This window comes from Winogradskyella pacifica, assembly GCF_013403915.1.
GTDB classification, from domain to species: Bacteria; Bacteroidota; Bacteroidia; order Flavobacteriales; family Flavobacteriaceae; genus Winogradskyella; species Winogradskyella pacifica.
This window is the reverse complement of the sequence record NZ_JABFDI010000013.1, coordinates 1-18,769: the sequence shown is the minus strand read 5'-3', so window position 1 is coordinate 18,769 and position 18,769 is coordinate 1. Positions and strand designations below refer to the sequence as shown.

At 33.1% G+C, this 18,769-nt stretch carries 15 protein-coding genes; 9 read left to right on the top strand and 6 right to left on the bottom strand.

Features of this window, described 5'->3' with window-relative positions; all coding sequences use genetic code 11:
• Nucleotides 1–24: 24 nt before the first annotated feature.
• From HM984_RS12135 to HM984_RS12095, 9 genes are all read left to right on the top strand, one after another.
• Nucleotides 25–942, top strand: a complete 918-nt coding sequence (locus HM984_RS12135) for an aminotransferase class IV (RefSeq protein WP_179349347.1) — start codon at nt 25–27, stop codon at nt 940–942.
• Complete coding sequence (locus HM984_RS12130; RefSeq protein WP_257018496.1) at nt 935–1,660, top strand: sulfotransferase-like domain-containing protein; 726 nt, start codon at nt 935–937, stop codon at nt 1,658–1,660. The genes HM984_RS12135 and HM984_RS12130 overlap by 8 nt, the downstream gene beginning before the upstream one ends.
• Before the next feature lie 146 nt (nt 1,661–1,806).
• On the top strand, nt 1,807–2,991 hold the full coding sequence (locus HM984_RS12125; RefSeq protein ID WP_115809761.1) for an asparagine synthetase B: 1,185 nt from the start codon (nt 1,807–1,809) through the stop codon (nt 2,989–2,991).
• A gap of 83 nt (nt 2,992–3,074) precedes the next feature.
• Nucleotides 3,075–3,782 (top strand): T9SS type A sorting domain-containing protein, encoded by a 708-nt coding sequence (locus HM984_RS12120; RefSeq protein WP_179349345.1) that lies wholly within the window; start codon nt 3,075–3,077, stop codon nt 3,780–3,782.
• Between the two features lie 77 nt (nt 3,783–3,859).
• Complete coding sequence (locus HM984_RS12115) at nt 3,860–5,557, top strand: tetratricopeptide repeat-containing sensor histidine kinase (protein ID WP_179349344.1); 1,698 nt, start codon at nt 3,860–3,862, stop codon at nt 5,555–5,557.
• On the top strand, nt 5,550–6,218 hold the full coding sequence (locus HM984_RS12110) for a LytR/AlgR family response regulator transcription factor (RefSeq protein WP_179349343.1): 669 nt from the start codon (nt 5,550–5,552) through the stop codon (nt 6,216–6,218). Before HM984_RS12115 ends, HM984_RS12110 begins: the two co-directional genes overlap by 8 nt.
• 358 nt (nt 6,219–6,576) lie before the next feature.
• Complete coding sequence (locus tag HM984_RS12105; protein WP_179349342.1) at nt 6,577–9,300, top strand: LamG-like jellyroll fold domain-containing protein; 2,724 nt, start codon at nt 6,577–6,579, stop codon at nt 9,298–9,300.
• 459 nt (nt 9,301–9,759) lie between these two features.
• Complete coding sequence (locus tag HM984_RS12100) at nt 9,760–10,038, top strand: EF-hand domain-containing protein (protein ID WP_115809695.1); 279 nt, start codon at nt 9,760–9,762, stop codon at nt 10,036–10,038.
• Between the two features lie 17 nt (nt 10,039–10,055).
• Complete coding sequence (locus HM984_RS12095) at nt 10,056–10,478, top strand: secondary thiamine-phosphate synthase enzyme YjbQ (RefSeq protein WP_179349341.1); 423 nt, start codon at nt 10,056–10,058, stop codon at nt 10,476–10,478.
• Here the strand turns inward: HM984_RS12095 and HM984_RS12090 are convergent.
• The 6 genes from HM984_RS12090 to thrS all read right to left on the bottom strand — a co-directional run bounded on the left by HM984_RS12090 (nt 10,452) and on the right by thrS (nt 18,095).
• Entirely contained in the window at nt 10,452–11,255 is an 804-nt protein-coding gene (locus HM984_RS12090; protein ID WP_179349340.1) for an HAD family hydrolase, read from the bottom strand. The two genes, HM984_RS12095 and HM984_RS12090, sit on opposite strands and share 27 nt — an antisense overlap.
• A 183-nt stretch (nt 11,256–11,438) precedes the next feature.
• A complete protein-coding gene (locus tag HM984_RS12085) occupies nt 11,439–14,696 on the bottom strand; it encodes an amidohydrolase family protein (RefSeq protein ID WP_179349339.1) in 3,258 nt (1,085 codons plus the stop codon).
• Between the two features lie 167 nt (nt 14,697–14,863).
• Nucleotides 14,864–15,208 (bottom strand): 50S ribosomal protein L20, encoded by a 345-nt coding sequence (gene rplT, locus HM984_RS12080; protein WP_115809703.1) that lies wholly within the window; start codon nt 15,206–15,208, stop codon nt 14,864–14,866.
• A gap of 103 nt (nt 15,209–15,311) precedes the next feature.
• Complete coding sequence (rpmI, locus tag HM984_RS12075; RefSeq protein WP_020897364.1) at nt 15,312–15,509, bottom strand: 50S ribosomal protein L35; 198 nt, start codon at nt 15,507–15,509, stop codon at nt 15,312–15,314.
• A 61-nt stretch (nt 15,510–15,570) separates the two neighbouring features.
• On the bottom strand, nt 15,571–16,119 hold the full coding sequence (gene infC / locus HM984_RS12070; protein WP_115809705.1) for a translation initiation factor IF-3: 549 nt from the start codon (nt 16,117–16,119) through the stop codon (nt 15,571–15,573).
• Nucleotides 16,120–16,154: 35 nt separating this feature from the next.
• Nucleotides 16,155–18,095 carry a threonine--tRNA ligase gene (gene thrS, locus HM984_RS12065; RefSeq protein WP_179349338.1) on the bottom strand — a complete coding sequence of 647 codons (1,941 nt, stop codon included), beginning with the start codon at nt 18,093–18,095 and terminating at the stop codon, nt 16,155–16,157.
• Between the last annotated feature and the right edge of the window lie 674 nt (nt 18,096–18,769).

Below are 18,769 nucleotides of genomic sequence, written 5' to 3'. Positions count from 1 at the left end.
TCTTTCGATACTAAATTTTTAATTATGGTTCATGGTACGCACAATGCTATAGAAGATAGCAGAAATAACGATATTCTAATTTCTATTAACGATCAATTGTTTCCAAGAAACGATGCTAAAATTTCCGTTTTTGATAGCGGTTATTTAGTAGGAGATGGGATATGGGAAGCCTTACGACTACATCATGGAGTATTGGTCTTTTTAGACGATCACTTTAATCGGTTATGGACGTCTGCTGCATCGGTTGGTATGTATTTGCCTTTTTCAAAAGAAGAATTAACGGCTAAAGTAATGCAAACTCTCAAAGCAAATAAGATGACCGATGGTGTGCATGTCAGAATCATGGTTACCCGTGGTATTAAAAAAACACCATCTCAAGATCCACGTCTTACCATTTCTGGACCAAACGTGGTTATTATCCCTGAATATAAAACGGCTTCAAAAGATTCTAAGGAAAAAGGAATTACGCTTTTTACAAGCACAATCCGAAGAGGATCACCAGATTATTTAGATCCAAGATTAAATTGTCATAGTAAACTTCACGAAGTTCAAGCGCTTATACAAGCCATACAAGCAGGTGCAGATGAAGCTTTAATGTTAGATATTCATGGTTTCGTTTCAACTTGCAATGCCACTAATTTCTTTATAGTTAATAAAGGTGAAGTGTGGACCTCTACAAGTAAGTATTGTATGAATGGTATCACCAGAGCCAAAGTAATCGAAGTTTGTAAAGCTAATAATATACCTTGTTTTGAAAAAGACTTTTCGTTATTTGATGTTTACGGTGCGGATGAAGCCTTTGTAACAGGAACTTTTGGTGGTTTAACACCTGTAGTGAAAATTGATGGGAGACAGATCGGTGAAGGTAATTATGGTAATGTAACGAGAAACCTCAATAGACTTTACGAAGCCTTAATAGAAAATACGGTGAATAATGACTAGTATAAAACGTATGTGTTTATGGTCTGGACCACGAAATATTTCAACAGCCTTAATGTATGCTTTTGCACAACGAAAAGATACCAAAGTGTTTGATGAGCCCTTATACGGTTACTATTTAAAAAATCATCCGGAAGCTCAAAAGTATCATCCAGGATCTCAACTCATTCTAGATACGATGGAAAATGATGGAGACGAAGTCGTTAAAATGATGCTTGATAATACCGAAAAACCAGTCCTGTTTTTTAAACACATGACGCATCATCTGTTGGGATTAAATCGTGATTTTATGAGGAACACTATTAATATCATTTTAACAAGACATCCTAAAGAGATGTTACCGTCTTTTGATAAGGTCATAGAAAACCCAACGTTAAACGATGTCGGTTATGCGCTTCATGTAGAGCTAATTGATTATTTTAAAACACAAAATATCCCATTTGTAGTATTAGATTCTAAAAAGGTATTATTAAATCCAGAGCGGACACTTCAAAAATTATGTGAATTTGCTGAAATTCCGTTCGATACAAACATGTTGTCCTGGCAACCGCAGCAACTTATAGAAGATGGTATTTGGGCTAAATATTGGTACAAAAACGTACATCAATCGAGTGGTTTTATGATGTATAAAGAAAAAAAGGAAGCTTTTCCTCGGCATCTTAAACCGTTACTAAATGAATGCCTTCCGTATTACGATGAACTTATTACATATTCGATTTAGGTCTTAAAAGAATGATAAAACGAGTCTCTAAAGACTAAAAAATACTTATATTTCGTTCTAATTCCATGAACTTGAAAAATTTACTCATTATAATTTTTACACTCTTCTTAAGTGCCAATGCTTACGCATCCTATATTCTTATTCCAATGGATGTTGAAACACAGAAGAACCATCTTAAAGCATATGGTTTAACCTACTGGACTTTAGAACGTGAACTTAAAGTAAAATGGCTTCTTAATTATAGAGGCGGTTCGTTTTTATTGCCTGATGCAGATATTATTCAACGCGAATGCCAAATTAGAGGAGTCTCGTTTGAAGTGATTTCAGAGGCACAAGCAGCTCAAATTTTAGAAGATATTGCGAGTCCTGCCGTAAATCAAGAAGCAGTTGTGTTAGAAAAAGCACCTAAAATTGCTGTTTATACACCTAAAGGATTAAAGCCATGGGACGATGCGGTAACTATGGTTTTAACTTATGCTGAAATTCCTTATGAAACCATTTACGACGAAGAGGTTTTAAACGATGAATTATTACTATACGATTGGTTGCATTTACATCACGAAGATTTTACAGGACAATACGGAAAATTTTATCGCGCTTACCGATCAGCTGCTTGGTATATTGAAGATAAAAAAGAAGCTGAAGCCTTGGCTAAACGCTTAGGTTACAACAAAGTTTCTGAGGAAAAATTAGCCGTATCATTAAAAATTAGAGATTATGTTGTTGGAGGTGGATTTATGTTCGCCATGTGTTCTGCAACCGATAGTTTTGATATTGCTTTGTCAGCTGAAGGCATAGATATTTGTGAGCCTATGTTTGATGGAGATGGTAGCGATCCAGGCTATCAGAATAAAATCGATTTTAATAAAACCTTTGCTTTTAAGGATTATATTTTAGAACGGAGTCCTAATGTTTATGAGTTTTCTTCGATAGACATGACTGAGAAACGTCAAATACCAAAGACTACAGATTATTTTTCATTAATGGAATATTCTGCCAAATGGGATCCCATTCCAACCATGTTAACTCAAAATCACACCGCTTTAGTTAAAGGGTTTATGGGGCAAACAACCTCGTTTAGTAGAGACCAAATTAAATCGAATGTTTTGGTCATGGGAGAAAACAGAACCAATGGTGAAGCCAAATACATTCATGGTATTAAAGGAAAAGGTTTCTTTACCTTTTACGGCGGTCACGATCCAGAAGATTACACACATAGAGTAGGTGATCCAAAAACAGAATTAGACTTACATCCTACATCTCCTGGGTACCGATTAATTTTAAATAACGTGTTATTTCCAGCAGCTAAAAAGAAAAAACAGAAAACGTAATCTGTCTTATTTACTTTGATTAGAGATAATCAAATTTTACAAGTATTAAAAAAAGAGTAAATTTAGAGTCTAAACTCTTATTTATGAATTCTAAAACTACAAAGCGGTTAATTATATTTTTTTGTTTTCTGTTCTTTATAAAGAACATAAACGCACAGGATTCTAATCTATATGGCACTTGGTATTTGCATCAATTGGAAGCAGATCTAGACGGTGTCGTTTGGGATTATGAGGATGTGCAGCCAGATTATATTCCTCAACTCACCATTAATAGCGACTTAACTTTTGAGGGATTTGGAGCGTGTAATGGATTTAATGGCTATTATACCTATGATGCTGAACAAAATACTTTAACACCAAATAGTTTTGTGCAGTCACTTGCTGTATGTGATACTTCAGGTGAAATTAATCTTGAAAATCTTTTTTTTAACCAAGTAGCAGCCAATACAAGTCGTTCCATCACCTTAAATTCTAATGCTGATTTTACTCAGTTAAGATTAGAGAATTTTCCAGGTTATATAGCAACTTATAGAAATGTGAGTTTATCAAATTCAGATCAAATTTTATCAGAATTGAAGATTTATCCCAATCCAGTTTCAGATAACTTATTTATTTCAAAGCCTAATAGCGAGGTTTTAGATGTTGTATTGTATGATATTTATGGAAATTCAGTTTTACAACAGAAAACAATTGAGGAATCCGTTGATGTTTCAATTTTAACGGAAGGCATTTATTTTATTAAAATCAGTTCTGCAAACGATACACGTATTCAAAAAATTATAAAAGCTTAATTAGTGGAAACTGAATCATTGGATTGTTATAGTAATTTCTATTTAATTTCTAAAAAAAAATAAGCATAAAGCATAATATGAAGTACTTAATTATCATGCTTTTTTTTGTTTGTAATGCGTCACATAGTCAAACCGAAGATATTATAGATTTTGGACAAAATCTAATATCTGAAAACAAATTGGATGAAGCACTTTTTTACTACAACAAAAATCTCGAAACCACCAGTATCAAAGTAGAGGAAATTCATTTGTTATTAGGTTTAGCAGAAATATATAAGCTAAAACTGAATTACGATACAGCTAATACCTACTATTTAAAAGCATTTGAAGCTATTAAAATTTCTAAAAATAAAGAGTTAGAATTTTTATACCATGTAAAGATTGCTGAATTTTATAGAAAGAGAACCTTATTCGCTGAATCGATAAAGCATTTAGAAGCTGCTAAATTGATTTTAGAAACGCATAAAATTGCTCCTATATATTTAGCAAAATATTACAGTAGAAAAGCAGCCTTGTTTTCAGAGTATTTTATCCAACCAGATTCTACACTTTTATATGCTCAGAAATCATTAAAGATTTCAAAAGAACTGAATGATAAAAATGGAATATTTTATTCTATGCTAGAAATTTCAGGCGTTTATGAAAAGGAAAAGGATTTTAAAAAAGCAATACATAATTTAGAAGAACTTATTGATTTTGCTGAAAGGCATCAGTTAATTCAGAATAAAATTGATGCTTATATTAATTATACCCGCGTCTTAATAAAGGATAAGCAGTATACTAAGGCTTTAGAAGAATCGTTGAATGGCTTAGATTTTGCCCAAAAAAATGAATTGTTTTATGGCGAAATTTTACTCACCGATAACATAAGAAATATTTACGAAAAGCTTGGCAATACAATCAAGGCTTATCAATATTTAAAAGTAAGATTAAAACTTACAGATAAATATTATAAACTAGAGCATAATAAATTTCTGTTTGAACTTGAGGAAAAATACAAATTATCGGAGAAAGAGAATCAAATTAGAATTAATGCCCTCGAAATTGAAAATAAAAATAAAGCTTTGGCCTCTAACACGGTTATGTTTTATGCTATTGTTAGTCTATTGATTGTTGTTATTATAGTAACATTGTTAATTGCCTATGTTTTAAAAGGGGCGAAAGAAAGTAACAAGCAATTAAAAATATTATCTAAAGAAAACGAGTTTTTACTAAGTGAAGCCAACCATAGAATTAATAATAATTTGCAATTGGTGGTCATTCTTATTTCAGATCAATTGAAAAAAGCGTCTACCGAAAATAGTTTTCAACTTAAAAATATATTGACAAAAGTAGAAGCCATTTCAACACTTCACAAGCACTTATATAAAAATAATGATAAAGAGAAAATAGAAATCTCAAATTATCTAAACGATGTTAAACAAAGTTTTTTAGACGTATTTAACGAAAATAACATTAGTACAAATTTTAAAATAGACACTGTAGAAATTCCATCAGACTATGCCATGTATTTTGGATTATTACTTACCGAATTATCTATAAATTCTATAAAACATGCTTTTAATAATCAGGATAATAAAACCATTAATGTTGAATTACGTGTTAAAGAAAATAAGCTTAGTTTTCTGTATTCAGATAATGGAACGGTTATTATGACGCAAGAAATAAAACCAAAACTGATAGATAAAATCTGTCGACAACTTAAAATTGAGTATACTATTAATACTGAAAATGGTTTTACATTTTCATTTCAAAAAGACATAAGTAATGCATAACCCTAAAAACACCAAAATACTTATTATTGAAGATGACATTATTATAGCCGAATACATTTCAGAGATTTTACAAGAAGAACGATTTAAAAATATTGAAATCGCAAATGATGCCAATACTGCAATTGCTGAAATGAAAACCTTTGTACCAGAGATTATATTGATGGATATTAATTTAAGTGGTAAAAATGAAGGCATAACCTTATCTCAAAACAAAAATGATAATGCCGCTGTTATTTTTATCACGGGTCAGCAAGATTTTGCTTTAATGAGCGAAGCCATAAAAACAAAGCCATATGGTTATTTAACAAAGCCTATAAAGAAAGTAGATTTAATGGCATCCATAGGTATTGTCATTCAGAAAAATGAAAATCAGAATTTTCAATTTAAAGATGGATATGATACGGTAAATGTTAAATATTCAGATATAAGATATTTTGTAGCTGATGGTAATTATAGTAGTATTTATACTATTTCAAAAAAATATAGTATAAGACAATCGTTGAGTACTATAGCAGAGCAATTGCCATTGCACACATTTGCAAGAGCGCATCGGTCCTTTTTAGTAAATAAAAATAAAGTAGAGCGTATTACAACAAACACACTTGAAATTAACAATGTAGAAATACCATTGTCTAGAACCTATGCAAAACAGTTTAAGTAGCCATTATCAATTTTTTGAGTATTAAGATCTAAGTATAGGATCATTTGTCTCAACCAAAACAAAAACAGTGACTTACATACAAAGTATTGCATCTCGTCCCAAATTTAAAAGATAAGGAATAGTTTAGCCATATATTAGTGGTTGAACGGATAACCAACCATTCTTTATAATCTGATTAATAGCAAAAGGCAGCATTTACCATTATGGTAGGGCTGCTTTTTTTTGTCATTAAATGAAAATATTAGGGATTGAAATACCATTTATATACATAGTATTGCATTTGGACACGTTAAAAATGTATTTCATCGGTAATTATATAGATTTGAATGATTATTAATTCAAACTAAATCTATAACCTATGAAACTAAAATTTTACTTATTTACGTTGGTGCTTTTATTCCAATTAACGTCTTATGGACAAACCTTTAATGCTGATGGCATTAATTATAATATAACTTCAGTCTCAGATCCACTTACGGTTGAAGTAGGGCAAAATTTTATGATGATGTCTAAAACTGTAATGATTCCAGAAACGGTTATCTACGATTCAAATACTTATGAAGTCACTGCTATAGGTGAAGCTGCTTTTTTTGATTCTTTAGACTTAACTTCAGTCCTAATTCCTGATTCGGTGACTTCGATAGGGACTGCAGCTTTTGCTATGTGCCATAGCTTAACTTCTGTTACAATTCCTAATTCAGTGATTTCTATAGGAGAACTAGCATTTGATCATTGCACAAGTTTACAAACAGTTAATATAGGTAATTCTGTAACTTCTATAGGTCCACGAGCTTTTGGAATGTGCCATAGTTTAACTACTGTCATTTGTAATAGTACTACTCCTTTAGTAATTAACCCATCTGTTTTTGATAATGACTTTGGGCCATCAGTAAATAGAACTTTATATGTACCTTATAGTGCTGTAGCTGCATACCAAAATACAGCAGTTTGGCAAGATTTCAATCCAATTTTACCGATTGATGTTTCAGCGACACATTTAAATTTAGATGGAGTAGACGATTATATCGATTGTGGTAATATATTAACTGAGTCTTATACTAAAGAAGCATGGATTTATCTTAATGAATTTGCTGCCGAGAATAATATAGTTTCAGGTTCTGATAATTTTGGACAACATGCGTTATGGGTACCGAATGGTATATTATCGGCTGGCCATAATGGTCAGTGGAATGCTGTAGAAGATTCAAATATATTAGAACTTAATACATGGTATCACGTGGCTGTTAGTTATGATAGCCCGTCACAAACTTTAAAATTATATAAAGATGGATCTTTAGTAGCTACGAATACTAATGTATTACCATCAATTAATGGAAATGAAGTGAATATAGGATCTTATAATGATGCCAATTACCTATTTAATGGCTCTATTGATGAAGTCCGTATATGGAATGTAGTAAGAACTGTTGAAGAATTAAATGAATCTAAAAACGTTGAATTACAAAATGATGAAACAGGTTTAATTGCATATTATAATTTTAATCAAGGTTTAGATAGCCAAGACAATACTCAAGAAACAGTACTTTTAGATAGTTCTGAAAATACAACTCATGGAACATTACATAATTTTGAATTGTTAGGATCAACTAGTAATTGGTTAGCTGGGTCTCCTATAAGTACACCTGCAACTTACCTTAATTTTGGAAATTCACACGACTTTATAGATTGTGGTGATGATGCAAGTGTAAGAATTACAGGTAATACCATTACATTAGAAGCTTATGTTAAGTTTAATTCTTTTGCATCACAAGCTTATTTAGGAAATATTATTAATAAAGATGACGCTAATGGTCCTTTTAATTCGGGTTATATGCTAAGAGCAGGAGGTAATGGTGTTGTTAATTTTACCTTAGGAAATTCTGGATGGAACGAAACAAATTCACCTGAAAACAGTATAAGTTTAAATACATGGCATCATATTGCAGGTGTTTATGATGGAACCACAGCAAAAATTTATGTAGATGGTATTGAAGTTGCTTCTCAAGATTTCACAATGAATATTGGTAATGCGTACCGAAATCTTAATATAGGAAAAGATCCACAATTTAATGATCGATTTTTGGATGCAGCTATTGATGACGTTAGAATTTGGAACATAGCAAGAACGGCTAATCAAATCAACAAAAGTAAAAATTGTGAACTACAAGGAGTAGAAGAAGGTTTGGTAGCGTATTATAAATTCAATCATGGCTTAAATGCGGATTATAATAGTTCAGAGCTTCAACTAGTGGATGCCACAGGAAATGGAAACGATGGTATTTTAAATAATTTTACCTTATTTGGAACAACATCAAACTGGTTAATGGGATCTCCACTTACATCTGGTGTCGTTATACCAACAGCACCAGCAGTTGATACACAGACATTTTGTGGAAGTGCAACAGTAACGGATTTAGAAATTATAGGGTCGACATTAAAATGGTACAACTCCGAAACTAATGATACGGCTTTAATTGCTACTACCGATTTAGAAACCGGGACTTATTATGTGTCAGATTCTAATGCAAATGGTTGCGAAAGCGAAAGAACTATGGTTAATGTTATTATTTCAGACATTCCAGAAGTGCCAATAGTAACAGCATTAGTGACTTACAGTCAAGGTGATGATGCTAGTGTATTAACTGCAACTTCAGGTGGATTAGACTTAGCTTGGTATGAAGCTGAAACAGGAGGAGTTCCTGATTCAGAAGCACCAACTCCTAGTACAGAAACTATTGGTTCAACATCGTATTGGGTCGCTAGTGTTAGTGATGACGGTTGTTACAGCGAACGTGTAGAGATTGTTGTTACAGTTGAAGAAGTTTTAGGAGTTGGAGATCGTAATATATTGAATGCTATTAAAGTGTACCCAAACCCAACAGATGGTCAAGTGTCTATTATGCTACCAAGTATTAAGGAAGTTAAAATTACCGTGTACGATTTAAATGGACGTTTGCTTTTAAACAATGTAAATACAAGTGATAATTTTATAATTAATTTAAATCAATATGAAGCAGGCATCTATGTCTTAAAAATTAAAATAGACGAAAATGAAACTATAAAACGAATAGTAAAAAAGTAATATAAGTAAATTTGATGTAGTTAAAATAGCGATACTCTTTTTTGAGTATCGCTATTTTGTTTCTAATTTATGTATAGGAATGACTGCTAAAAAGGAAAGAATAAAACAAAATAGTTCATTCACATACAAAACACTGCATTTCAAACCTGACTATTTGTAAGTTATTGATATAAATTTAGTTTTGTTCGGCTCAATAGTTATGGTAGATCTAAGCTTTTAAATTATGTAGAAGAATGAACTATTTTAATAAAGAGCCATTCGTTAAAATCTAAGGTGTTTATATTGAATCTAATTATTTTATATTAAGCCGAGGTTTGGGTAAATTTCGGTAACGGTGATTAAGAAGTAGGGTTTTTAATCAACTAAATTAAAGGTGGCTGTGAGGCGACCTTTTTTTTGTTTGTTAATACATCAGAGTTTCATAGCATTATTTCTTATTTTTAATAAAATCCATTAGATATGTTATCAAAAGAAACCATACTCCACAAAATTCAAATCTTAATTACCAATCATTTTAACACACCCGAAGACGCCTTTGCATTTTTTGATAAAGATGGTGATGGAAAATTGAGTAAAGATGAAATTGTAAAATTATTAAAACAAGCTGAAATTACCGGGTTTATTCGAGGTATGGTGTCTTCTAAATTAATCGAAGGCTACGATAAAGATGGTGATGACCTTATTAATTGGAAAGAGTTTAAATCTGCTATTGATGAAATTTCAGGCGAATCAAAATAAAATCAGCTTATAGTAATATGAATTTTTTTCAAAAAGAGATTAAACTTCAAGCATTTTCTAGAGGTTTCCATCTCATTACTTCAGATATTTTACGAGCACTTCCAGAGTTAAAGCAAATTAATGTTGGGCAATTGCAAGTATTTATTAAGCATACTTCGGCAAGTTTAACCATAAATGAGAATGCAGATCCAACGGTAAGATTAGATTTTGAAAGCCATATCAATAAAATGGTTCCAGAAAATCAGGACTATTACCAACATACTTACGAAGGTCCTGATGATATGCCTGCACATATAAAAGCATCGTTAATGGGAACCTCTGTGCAAATGCCCATTACTAATGGTGAGTTAAATCTCGGAATTTGGCAAGGCATCTATCTTTGTGAGCATAGAAATAGAGCATCAGGAAGGCAACTAGTGCTTACGGCTTTCGGTAATTAATTGCTCTAAAACCAATTCTACACCATTATTATCGTTAGATTCTGTTTCAAAATTAGCCACAGTTTTCACATTAGGGTGCGCATTTTTCATCGCATAGCTATATTTGGCGCATGTCAACATTTCTAAATCATTATTATAATCTCCAAATACCATCGTTTCAGAAGGTGAAATGTTGAGTTGCTCTTGTAAAAAGCTTAGAGCATTTCCTTTATTAGTAATAGCTTCAGAAATATCGACCCAATGATTTCCGGAAACCACAACATTGAGTTCTGGTTTTAAATGTTTTACGAATGGGAAAATATGTTTTTCTGAATTTGTGGTGTGATACAACGCTATTTTAATGATGTCATCTGTAATATCTTCAAAAGTATCAATGATGGTGTAAACAGAATAATATTCAGAAAATGTCTTTACCAGTTCATCCGATGCTCTAAGAATAAATGCCCGATGTTGCGTGCAGAAAATAGGGTAGGCGCCTTCAATATTAGTAACTAAGGTGTAAAGTTCTAATAATCTATTTGGATCTAGCTGATTAGAAAGCAGTACGTCCTCATTTTTAATGACTAAACCTCCATTTTCTGCAACGATTATAATATCATCTTTTATAGGTTGAAGTTTCTCAACAATGCTATAATAAGGTCGTCCACTCGCAGCAACAAATTGAATGTTTTGTTGTTTTAAGTCTTTAAATAGTTCAAAGAACTTGGAACTCACTTCGTGATGAGAGTTTAGCAATGTACCGTCCATATCTGTGACTACCATTTTAACGTCTTTCATATTGTATCCTTAAAAATTGTATTCAAATTAAGTAAAATCAAAATAAGCCGTCTGAAAAAGTATTTCTTAGTTTTAAATGTCACATTGAGCGCAGTCGAAATGCAATGATTTTTAAAACATTAAAACTTCAATTACGCTCAGTTTGAAAGCAAGTAATGACTCTTTAGACAGACTCTTTATTTTTTAGTGAGAACCTACATGACAACCACAGGTTTCTCGTGTAAAACTTTGCGATTCCTCATGCCAAGGAAACGCTTGGTTATATTTATTGTTTTCCCAATAGAACTCAGTGCGCTCCTTTGGATGATTTCCTATTTCATTCATAGTTTCAGTATCATATAATCGACCATTAATCATGGTGTAAATAATACTTTCAGAATTTCTAATGTCTTCTAAAGGGTTTTTATCCATTACAATTAAATCGGCTAATTTTCCTTTTTTCAGCGAACCGATATCATTACCTGCACCTATATAATTAGCTCCATTTATAGTGGCAGCTTTTAAGGTTTCATGATTTGTCATACCACCTTGTTGAAGTGACCATAATTCCCAATGTGCTCCGAGTCCTTGTAACTGACCATGTGCACCAAGATTTACTTTTACGCCAGCATCACTAAGTGCTTTAGTTGTTTTAGAAACCAAAATATGACCGTTTTCATATTCTTCATCCGGAACCATAACACGATGTCTAGAACGTGAATCGATAATTGCTCTTGGAGTATATTTTAGAAGCTTTTCATTTTCCCATACATTGGTTTTTTGATACCAATAGACTTCACTATTCATACCACCATAATTCACAATAAGTGTTGGTGTATAACCCACGTTACTGTTACCCCAAAGCTCTAAAACATCTTTATATACAGGAGCCACAGGAATGTTGTGCTCAACACCAGTATGGCCATCCATGACCATGGTGATATTGTGATAAAACGTTGAGCCTCCTTCCGGAACAACAAAAATACCTTCTTCGCGGGCGGCTTGTAATACTTGTTGTCGTTGCTCTCGTCTTGGTTGGTTATAACTCTTAACAGATAAAGCACCGAAAGCTTTGGTTCTTCTAATAGATGAACGTGCATCTTCAAGATTATTGATGACCGCTTTAAAATCTCCATCAGCTCCATAAAGTATAAACCCAGTAGAGTAGAGGCGTGGCCCAACAAGTTCTCCTGTTTTTTGTAATTCGGAAAGTGCAAAAATCGTTTCAGAATGCGCAGATGGATCATGAGAGGTTGTAACTCCATAAGCTAAATTAGCATAAAATTGCCAATGCTTTTGTGTGGTTAATCCATATCTAAAGCCACCAATATGTGCATGCGCATCAACCATTCCTGGCATTATTGTTTTTCCTGAAACATCATAGACTTTCGCATCGGAAGGTATTGTGATGTCTGAAGTATTTCCAATAGATTCAATAGTGTTGTTGTTAATAACGATGGTGCCATTTTCTATGATTTCATCACCTTCCATAGTAATCAGTCGCGCTCCTTTTAAAGCAATTCTTCCTGAAGGTTTATCAGTTTTAGCTTCTAAATTAATTTTTATGCCTTTTTCAACGAGTTTGGTATCTTCGGAAGCATTAGCTGAAAAATACTGGTTGCCTAAGGTCCAATGTAATGTTTTACTGTCTTTAGACCAATGTAAATTGATACCTGCATCTTTAGAAAGTTGTGTAATTGGAACATATTTACTTTTATCAGTTAAGTCTAAAGTGTGTCCCGATTTAGGCATAGGAGCCAAATACACTTTATGCAAATGAACAAAAGCAATCCAGTTTCTATCAGGACTCGGTACCAAAATATTGCCATGTTTTGATTTGACAAGTGTGCGTTCCTCAAAACCATTAAGGTTAGCACTTTTCAATTCTTTAGTTAAAGCCCCAAAAAACTGGCCACCATTCTGGTATAGAATTCGTGTATCATCGGCATTAAACATTGGGTAATCTCCTTCTTTGGTTACAAATTTGGTGTTTGTGCCGTCACTATTCATCACATACAAACCTGCTTTTTTTGAAAACGTCCGACCTTGCTCGTTGTTTCCTCCTTCTTTTCGATAAACAATATGTTTAGCGTTATGAGAATACGATGGGTTTCTATAAATGCCTTTTTCTGAAGTCAATTTTGTAGCAGCTCCACCATTTGAAGGAATCGAATAAATAGCACCAAGGTTTTGATCATTCCAAGTCACATAAGTAATGGTGTTTCCATCGGGTGTAAAGGTCGGTTCAAATTCAAAATCAGTGCCTGTCGTTAATCGTTTAGCTTTTCCGTTTGGTAATTTTTGTGTATATAAATACCCAAGCGCATTAAATACAATTGATTTTCCATCAGGTGACGTGGTCGCATGACGAATAACTTTAGCGTCAAAAGTATCTGGTGCTACAGGCGTGTCAAATTCAACAGCTTTAGCAATTTTAATAGTAGCATTAGCTTGAAATGGAATTTCGGATACTGTGAGCGAATTGATATTGATCGTATTAATTTTTCCGCCAGACCAAATCACGATGTCTTCATTATTAGGCATCCAATTAAAGTTGGTGTACACTCCAAAAATAGCCCAAGCTTCTTGCTGGTCTTTATTAAGTTGATCATAAACAGGCCATTCTTCACCTGTTTCTAAATCATGAATATATAAAACAGTTTTAGTACGTATACGTTTTATAAAAGCTAGTTTTTTTCCGTCTCTAGAAATTTGAGGACGTGCAGCTCCACCAGGACCACCAGTAATTCTCATGGTTTCTCCTGTTTTCATATCATAACGATTAATGACATAGATTTGGCTGTTAGGATCTTTGTTGTATTGAAAAGCACCTCCAGGATAAACGTCTTCGCTATAGTACAAATACTTCCCGTCTGGCGATATGGTCGGTTCGTTAACATCCTGTTGGTCATTCTTCTTTTTAGTAAGCTGTAAGCCACTACCACCAGTTTTATGATACATCCACAATTCACCAGCTCCTAAAGAGCGACCAGAAGTAAAATGCTTTCTAGCAATAAGATAATTTCCGTCTGGTGTCCAAATAGCATTGTTTAATAACCTGAAATCTTCTTTTGTAATTTGTTTTGCATCAGAACCATCGGTATTCATAACCCATATATTGTCGCCACCACCTGCATCGCTCGTAAATGAAATATGTTTACCATCAGGACTAAATCGTGGTTGTATTTCAAAAGGCAAACCTTCTCTTAATATTTTAGATTTACCACCTTTGATATCCATGATGTAGATGTCCCCTAGTAAATCGAAAACAATAGATTTTCCATCAGGACTGATATCTAAATTCATCCAAGTCCCTTCGTCAGTTGATAGTTTTAGGTCTTTAAAATTCCAATCCCCTTCTGGGTTTGAAACATCCCAAGGTTTGGGGTTTTCTTGGTCTTGGGTATAAGCGTTAAAAGTAACAAGTAAAATGAGGGTTGCAATGAGTTGAATACGCTTCATGTAATTGGTTTTTATTAAAGCGTAAGTTAAAAATAAAAAAGGAATTTTGTGTAAGTATGCGCTTATGTAAATGGTTTAGTTTTTAATATTTAGGCATAAAAAAATCCGATTCAAATTAATGAATCGGATTTTATAAGCGAAATGTTGTTATTAATTTGGCTAAAAGCCTATTTTACTTTGTTTACTATAGTTTCAAAAGCATCTGGGTGATTCATCGCTAAATCGGCAAGTACCTTACGGTTCAAGTCAATATTATTAGATTTTAATCCTCCCATAAATTTTGAATAGCTCATTCCATGCTGTCTTGCACCTGCGTTAATACGCATAATCCATAACGAACGGAATGTTCTCTTTTTTACTCTACGGTCTCTGTACGAATATTGCATCGCTTTGTCAACCGCATTTTTTGCTACTGTCCAAACGTTTTTACGTCTTCCGAAGTAACCTTTTGCTTGCTTAAGAACCTTTTTTCTTCGGGCTCTTTTTGCTACTGAATTTACTGATCTTGGCATTCTCTTAATTGTTTTTTTGTAGTAGGCGGTCTAAATTGACACTTGCTAAATTGTTTTGCCTAACTCCAGGGTTTATAATTTGTTTTAACCGATTAAAACACTATTACTTTAAACGTAACATTGTTTTAATATTGTTCTCATCTGCTTTATGTACTAAACCATCATGAGTCAATTTTAGCTTACGCTTTTTAGATTTTTTTGTCAATATATGACTCTTAAAAGCATGCTTTCTTTTAATCTTACCAGTGCCAGTTAGTTTGAAACGTTTCTTAGCACTCGATTTTGTTTTCATTTTAGGCATTTTCTCCTCTTTTTAATTTACGTTTCGCTTATTATCGTATCGCTGAAAATTCAGCTTTTAATTACTTCTTCTTAGGTGCAATGAACATAATCATTCGCTTTCCTTCAAGCTTAGGCATTTGCTCAACCTTTCCATATTCTTCAAGATCTTGAGCCAATTTTAGTAATAAAATTTGACCTTGCTCTTTAAAGACAATAGATCGTCCTTTAAAGAATACGAACGCTTTTAATTTCGCTCCATCTTTTAAGAATTTTTCAGCATGCTTCTTTTTAAACTCGTAATCGTGATCATCTGTTTGAGGACCGAAACGTATTTCTTTAACGATTACTTTTGTTGCTTTAGATTTTAATGATTTTTCTCGTTTCTTTTGCTCGTAAAGGAATTTTTTATAATCCATAACTTTACAAACAGGAGGGTTCGCATTTGGCGAAATCTCTACGAGATCTAAACCTTGTTCGTCGGCTAAGGATAACGCTTGTTTAACAGGATAAACACCTATTTCGACATTATCTCCGACTAATCTTACTTCTTCAGATCTGATTTTAGAATTTATACGGTGTTTATCTTCTTGAGATACACGTCTTGTAAAATTCTTTCTGTTTCTACGTATTGCTATGGCTTCTGTATTTTAAATTAAACTTAATATTATTTAAAAGTTTTTAAACTTTTACTAACTCTATCTTTTACTATTTTTATAAAGTCTTCTACATTAATTGTGCCAAGGTCTTCACCACCATGTTGACGCACTGTTATTGTATTATCCTTTTCTTCTTGCTCACCAACGATAATCATATAAGGAAACTTTTGCATTTCAGCTTCGCGAATTTTCTTACCTACAGTTTCATTTCTGTTGTCTGTGAGGGCGCGAATTTCGTCATTTTCTAGCGAAATTAAAACTTTTTCAGCGTATTTTTCATATTTCTCACTTATAGAGAGTACAATTACTTGCTCAGGCATTAACCAAAGCGGGAAATTCCCACCAGTATGCTCTAGTAATATCGCTATAAAACGTTCCATACTTCCAAAAGGAGCACGGTGAATCATAACCGGTCTGTGCATCTCGTTATCACTGCCTTTATAAGACAAATCAAAGCGTTCAGGTAAGTTGTAATCTACTTGTATGGTTCCTAATTGCCATTGGCGTCCAAGGGCATCTTTTACCATAAAGTCTAACTTTGGACCATAAAAAGCAGCTTCACCCGTTTCTACAACAAAGTTTAAATTTTTATCCTTAGCAGCACTTAAAATAGCTTGTTCTGCTTTTTCCCAGTTTTCATCGCTTCCGATATACTTATCCGGATTTTCAGGATCTCTTAATGAAACCTGAGCTGTAAAATTTTCGAAACCTAAAGATCCAAAAACATAGAGTACTAAATCTATGACATCTTTAAACTCTTTGTCTAACTGATCTGGTGTACAGAAAATATGGGCATCATCTTGAGTAAAACCTCTAACGCGTGTTAAACCATGTAATTCTCCACTTTGCTCATAGCGATATACCGTTCCAAATTCCGCATAACGTTTTGGTAATTCTTTATAGGAAAATGGTTTTGTGTTATAAATTTCACAATGATGTGGGCAGTTCATTGGTTTTAAAAGGAATTCCTCACCCTCAGAAGGAGTCGTTATAGGCTGAAAACTATCGGCACCATATTTTGCATAGTGACCAGAAGTTACATAAAGTTCCTTACTTCCAATATGCGGGGTCACCACCATTTCATAACCAGCTTTCTTTTGTGCTGCTTTCAAAAAGTTCTCTAAACGTTCGCGTAATGCAGCACCTTTAGGTAACCATAACGGTAAACCTTGTCCTACCTTTTGCGAAAATGTAAAAAGCTCTAATTCTTTACCAAGTTTTCTGTGGTCTCTTTTCTTAGCTTCTTCTAAAAGCTCTAAGTATTCTGTTAGCTCTTTTTGTTTCGGGAAAGAAATACCATAAACTCTTGTGAGTTGCTTATTCTTTTCGTCACCTTTATAATAAGCCCCAGCAACACTTAATATTTTAACAGCTTTTATTATACCGGTATTTGGTATGTGGCCACCACGACAAAGATCTGTAAAACTTGAGTGATCACAGAAACTAATAGTGCCGTCTTCAAGGTTTTCAATTAAATCAACTTTATAGTCATTCTTTCCTTTATAATAGGATAAGGCTTCAGCTTTAGAAACCTCACGCATTTTAAAGTCGTGCTTACCTCTAGCGATTTCTATCATTTTAGTTTCGATAGATTTAAAATCCTTTTCAGAAATAGAGCCTTCATCTAAATCAACATCATAATAAAAACCATTATCAATAGCTGGGCCAACCCATAACTTTACGTTTGGGTATAGTTCTTCTAAAGCTTGTGCCAACACATGGGCAGAAGAATGCCAAAATGCTTTTTTACCTGCATCGTCTTTAAAAGTATATAAGGTAAGACTACCATCAGTGGTTAGTGGAGTGGTAGTTTCAACAACTGTGTCATTGAATTTTGCTGAAATAACATTACGGGCAAATCCTGCGCTAATGTCTACAGCCACTTCATAAGGAGTTACATCTTTTTCAAAAGATCTAACCGAACCATCTGGTAGAGTAATTTGTATCATTATATATAGTATAAATTTTAGCCTACAAAGATATACCTATATAAGGAATAGACAAAGTGAAGTTTCTATAAATATTGTATAGTCCTTTTAGGGCATTCCGCTTTTGCTTTTTAGTAGCAAAAGCGTCGCGTCATCCGCTGTATCTTTTTTTATTAGGTTTACTTTAGTGTAGAATATGTTGTCTCATAGTATTATGTTCTTATCATGTCATTATATATAGACCTAAAAAAAGGATGCCGCTACTACCGCTAATGCAGTTGTAATTCATAAAGGTATTGTGCTATTGAAAGCCGTTTTTTATATTAAAGTATAGTATTCGCTAGGGGTTAGAATAAAACAAGAACTTTTTAATATTGTTAAATTGCACGGAATTAAGGTTTTAAAATAAAAATAGAAATAAAAAGCAAAAATGTGTTGTGGAAATGAAAAAGGGTTCTATTTTTGCACCCCGAAACAAAAACAATATGTTGCGTTTCGTACGTTCATTTCCAGAAAAATTAAGCTTGAAAAAAGAATTAAATATTTTTTCAAATTAAGTTTGTGAGAGTGAAAAAAGGGTTTTATATTTGCACCCGCTTAGCGAAACAACGTTAAGAGAAAGTAAAGAAAAAGTTCATTAACATATTGAATTGACAGCGTAAGAATCAACTGGAAACGGTTGATTTAAAACAAGA